4 protein-coding genes and 1 tRNA gene are annotated in these 4,789 nt (G+C 40.7%); 3 read left to right on the forward strand and 2 right to left on the reverse strand.

What is annotated here, in order from left to right:
* Together RH85_RS19070 and RH85_RS19075 are read left to right on the forward strand one after the other, a co-directional pair.
* On the forward strand, nucleotides 1-1,714 hold a 1,714-nt coding region (locus RH85_RS19070), incomplete at its 5' end, for an ATP-dependent nuclease (protein WP_006714364.1).
* Nucleotides 1,715-1,869: 155 nt separating this feature from the next.
* A complete protein-coding gene (locus tag RH85_RS19075; protein ID WP_039949384.1) occupies nucleotides 1,870-2,487 on the forward strand; it encodes a hypothetical protein in 618 nt (205 codons plus the stop codon).
* Between the two features lie 35 nt (nucleotides 2,488-2,522).
* Here RH85_RS19075 and RH85_RS19080 read toward each other — a convergent pair whose 3' ends face one another.
* Complete coding sequence (locus RH85_RS19080; RefSeq protein WP_006714366.1) at nucleotides 2,523-3,398, reverse strand: site-specific integrase; 876 nt, start codon at nucleotides 3,396-3,398, stop codon at nucleotides 2,523-2,525.
* A 93-nt stretch (nucleotides 3,399-3,491) separates the two neighbouring features.
* Nucleotides 3,492-3,568, reverse strand: a tRNA-Arg gene (locus tag RH85_RS19085).
* A gap of 202 nt (nucleotides 3,569-3,770) precedes the next feature.
* Here RH85_RS19085 and folD point away from each other — a divergent pair.
* Nucleotides 3,771-4,631, forward strand: a complete 861-nt coding sequence (gene folD, locus RH85_RS19090) for a bifunctional methylenetetrahydrofolate dehydrogenase/methenyltetrahydrofolate cyclohydrolase FolD (RefSeq protein ID WP_005594575.1) — start codon at nucleotides 3,771-3,773, stop codon at nucleotides 4,629-4,631.
* The last annotated feature ends 158 nt before the right edge of the window (nucleotides 4,632-4,789 follow it).

The raw sequence follows: 4,789 nt of genomic DNA on the forward strand, positions 1-4,789 counted from the left end.
ACTAAAGGCCTATCATGCAGCAGTTAACAGCGAAAAACTTGGTTTAGACGATTTTCATAATCGAGTTTTGGATAAAGATGCCTTACCAACGGTAGAGATACACACACGTTGCTCAGGAACTGATAAACCAAGTGATCACTTCTATACACCAGAAGAGAATGAAACCGAAGAAACTTCTTATCTAATTAAAGAACGCTTCATTTGGAAACAGAAAGACAAAGCGCCTACTAGGTATGGCTACTTAGTAAAAGAGGATCGTTTTGCACAAGATACTGATACACCAAGAAAGCCATGGTCTAATGATGGCGCCTCTAAAAAGAATAGACCTAAGGCACATTTAGTAGGCACCTTTAGCAACCCAGAGGATCAATCTGAAGCAATCCAAAGCATCTTGGTTGATGTTTTCTTAGAAGAGCAAGTTAGAAACTTCAAACCAACAAAACAAAACGCAGATTACTCATCCCTGTATGATCAAATGTCATCCTTAAAAAAAGAGTTTGTGGAACAAAGTACCGAGACTCTGGAAACCTTGGCTAAAGAAATCTCTCAATATGCTTCCAAAATCATCCCTAATCATGAACTAAAAATAAACATTAGTGAGAAAGATATTGTCAGTTCTAACCTGAAGATTTTTGACTCATCAGAAGTGGATGTACGATTTGGGAAAGGAGAACAGGTGTTCCCAATTAGTCATCACGGTAGCGGTGCTAGAAGAACGTTACTTTGGTCTGTTCTGAAACAAATCGCTGAAATGGGATATGAATCCTCAGGAAAGAAAACAAAGAAATATAATGAGTTAGGGGATTACAAGTCACATTTACTACTACTAGATGAACCCGAATTAAGTTTACACCCTTCAGCCTGTAGAGATACAAGGGACATGCTATATAACCTTGCCGAGAATAACGAAAACTGGCAAGTAATGATAACTACTCACTCTCCAAGTTTTATCGACTTAACACGTGACCACACTAAGATTATTCGAGTAGAAAATAATTCGAATAACGAGGTTGAGGCGACAACAATTTTTCGACCAGATCAAATCAACTTCACTGAAGATGAGACGGAATCATTAAAATTGTTTAACTTACTTAATCCAGATGTAATGGAGTTTTTCTTTGGTGGTAAGGTTTTCTTGGTTGAAGGAGACACTGAATACACTGCATTTGGTAAAGTAATCAAAGATTACAAAGAAAAAGGTGACACGACTTTTGATGACTTGTTCATCCTCCGCTGCGGAGGAAAAGTGCAAGTTTCAATGTTCATGAAAATTCTCAACCATTTCAAAAAAAGTTACTTCGTACTTCATGATATTGATACCAAGGAGATCCTTAAACACCGACTCATGAAAGTAGAGGGGAAGGATAAAAAGGAAAGAAAGCCTAATATCGAAAAAAATCCTGCATGGACTAATAACGGTAAAATCCTTGAACAAATGTCAGAGTACAGCAAGGTGTTTGGCTCAATTATTGATTTCGAAACGGCTTATTTCAACGAGCCTGTTTCGGCAGGTAAGCCTGAAAATGCTGTGATTAAAATGAAAGATGTAGATATCTACGCTACGGTTGAAAATTTGTTGTTAGCCATTGTCACTCAAGACAAAACTAAACTCCCTTCAGGAGCAATTGAATGGGATAAAATCGAACAAATCAGCGATAAATTCGACTCATTTGCAACTATACACCCAGATGTTATCCCTACATTACCTAACTAAAATAAGAGGAGGCACTTGCCTCCTCTTCTCATTAGAAAACCAATTAATTATCTGCATTCAAAGTTGTTAAAGTAGACAGTTGCCCAACATTTAGAATACCATACCATATAATTGGCATGGATGCCTTACAATAATCTTCTACCTATTGAGGCTTTATGAAAAAACTTACTTTGTTTGTCAGTCTACTACTATCCGTGAATGCGTCAGCCTATACATTTTCACCTAACACCTATGCATATAGAGGCGTTACTGATATTAGAAAAGTAAATGATGCTATGGCTTACTGTGGCGGTCACTTAATTGCAAATTACGATGAGTACAACGCAATAGGCTTTGAGAAAAAAGACCTTAACCGTTGGATAAAAGTTTTTACTAATGCTAGTAATAAAATGTCTGAAAGTTACCCTGCATTGAAAGACACTCAAGTTGAAGCATTCAAGGCCGGTAAAGTAAAACAAACTCTTGATATGTTTGCACTCTCAAATCACTGCATTGAAAATGTCGACCGTCACTTTGCGAATGAGCGTAAACTACTGAAAGATGAAGTTAATAAGAATCAGTACAACCAGTGCGAAGATTACCGAAAGCGCTTTGATGCAGACGCACAAAAATATGCGTATGAGTATAAGCAAGCAGAACGTTCGGGATCATTAAAAAATGACCCTTATAAGAATACGGAACGTTTTTTAAGAACTCTTAAACTTCAACAAAATGACTCGCTCAAACTTTTGAAATCTTGTCAGAGTGATTCAAAGTTAATTTTTGGGCAATAAAATTAGGGGGAGCATCCCCCTTTTGACCTCTTTGCTCAATCAAAGAGAGTCGTTGCTAAGGTTTTTGTATCAACCTTCACATATCGATTCAACATTCTATGATCTTTATGTCCCGAGACCTTAGAAACTAAGATACTATCGTGTCCATTCTGAATAAGCCTACTTAACTGATAGTGGCGCAAACTATGTAACACAAACTCATCTAACCCTTCCCTATCAGCAGCCTTTCGAAATTGTTTGCTCACGAACTCTGGCATCAAATGAAACAATGGGTATTGGTGGGAACGTCCATTCACGTAACTCAACCTCTTTTCAAGAATTGCTACCGCAGAACGAGAGAGTGGAACTTTACGACTATCGCCATTTTTAGTATCCGGTAAGAATATGTACCGTTCATTGACAAACACATCGCAGATCCTGAGTTTAAGAATCTCACTCCTTCGGCAAGCAGTCTCGGCAAGTAAAAGACATACATCTTTCAGTTCTTCAGTTGGCAAATGAGCAATAACTTTGTAGATCTGCTCCTCGGTTGGAACAAACATTCTCACACCATAGTCTGAAGGAATACGGATTCGCTTGAATACATCTGGGATCACTAAACCAATATCTTTGCGTAACCAGTTCAGAAACGCCTGTAAGACCTGCATATCCTTTCTAACAGTTCCATGCTTAACTTTCTTCAATCTCCATTGCATAAACTCATAAATGCGTTCACGGGCTTTGGAATCAACCGTAAGTGATTTGATGGTCATTGCTGAAAAGTATGACGAGATACGATTAAGGCGGTATCTCTGCGAGTTCAGATAAGATTTGTGGTATTGCGCCTTAACATCGATATAGAAATCAATAGCGACTGGGATGGGTGTATCTAACGTGGGATTGCAACGTGTGACTAACGTCTCATAATTCATGGCACTGTCTCTACTGTGAGCCTAAATTGAGACAGAGTCCAGAAACGACAAAGGCGATGTAACTCTATGAATTACATCGCCTCTTAGAATAAATGGCACGCCCTGCAGGATTCGAACCTGCGACCACATCCTTAGAAGGGACGTGCTCTATCCAGCTGAGCTAAGGGCGCGCTACAGGGCAGGATTATACGAGTTAGAACGCGCAACACAAGACCTTTTAGTAACATTCTGATCTGAATGCTTAAAAAAAGGGCAGCGCTGGGGGCTATGATTAAAAACACCACGAAGCAAACGTTTGCTTATAGATGTTCGTCAAATTTTTTGCGACAATACTCCGCGTATTACTCGCCATTCTATTTCTGAAGGAAAGTCATGACAGCTCAAAACATTGATGGGAAGTTGATATCGCAAACTGTGCGATCTGAAGTTGCTGCACGAGTGAAAGCGCGCAAGGAAGCGGGTCTACGTGCACCAGGTTTGGCTGTGGTTCTTGTGGGTGAAGATCCCGCATCACAGGTGTATGTAGGCAGCAAGCGTCGCGCTTGTGAAGAAGTAGGCTTTGTTTCAAAGTCATTCGATTTACCCGCCACAACCAATGAACAAGACTTACTAAGCTTGATCGATGAATTGAATGGTGATGACACGATTGACGGTATTCTAGTGCAACTGCCCTTACCGGCTGGTATTGACACCACACACGTGTTAGAACGAATCCACCCAGAAAAAGATGTTGATGGTTTCCACCCATACAATGTGGGTCGTTTAGCGCAGCGTATTCCAAAACTGCGTTCATGTACGCCAAAAGGCATTATCACTCTGATGGAGCGCTACAACATCGAGATGCGTGGTAAACATGCTGTTATCGTTGGCGCTTCTAACATTGTTGGTCGCCCAATGACGCTAGAACTGCTGCTCGCAGGTTGTACAACCACAACATGCCATCGCTTCACTAAAGATTTGGAAGGCCACGTACGTCAAGCTGACGTGGTTGTGGTTGCAGTTGGCAAGCCTAACTTTATTCCGGGTGACTGGATTAAGAAAGGTGCGGTGGTAATTGATGTTGGTATTAACCGTTTAGATAGCGGCAAGCTGGTTGGTGATGTGGAATATGCTAAAGCCAAAGAGCACGCAAGCTTCATTACACCTGTTCCAGGTGGTGTTGGCCCGATGACGGTAGCAAGCCTGATTGAAAATACCATGATGGCATGTGAGCAGTTCCATACGGACAAATAGAGATTTGAGAGGCGAGAACGCTTCGCTTCGAGAAGATGTTCTACAGACTGATGAATAACAAAAGGGTTGGCGGTGATCGTCAGCCCTTTTTTGATCGATAGAGAACGATAGAGAACGCTGCGCTGCGAGAATCGAGAATCGAAAGGCCAACCCAAACA

Source organism: Vibrio ichthyoenteri ATCC 700023 (assembly GCF_000222605.1).
Lineage (GTDB): Bacteria > Pseudomonadota > Gammaproteobacteria > Enterobacterales > Vibrionaceae > Vibrio > Vibrio ichthyoenteri.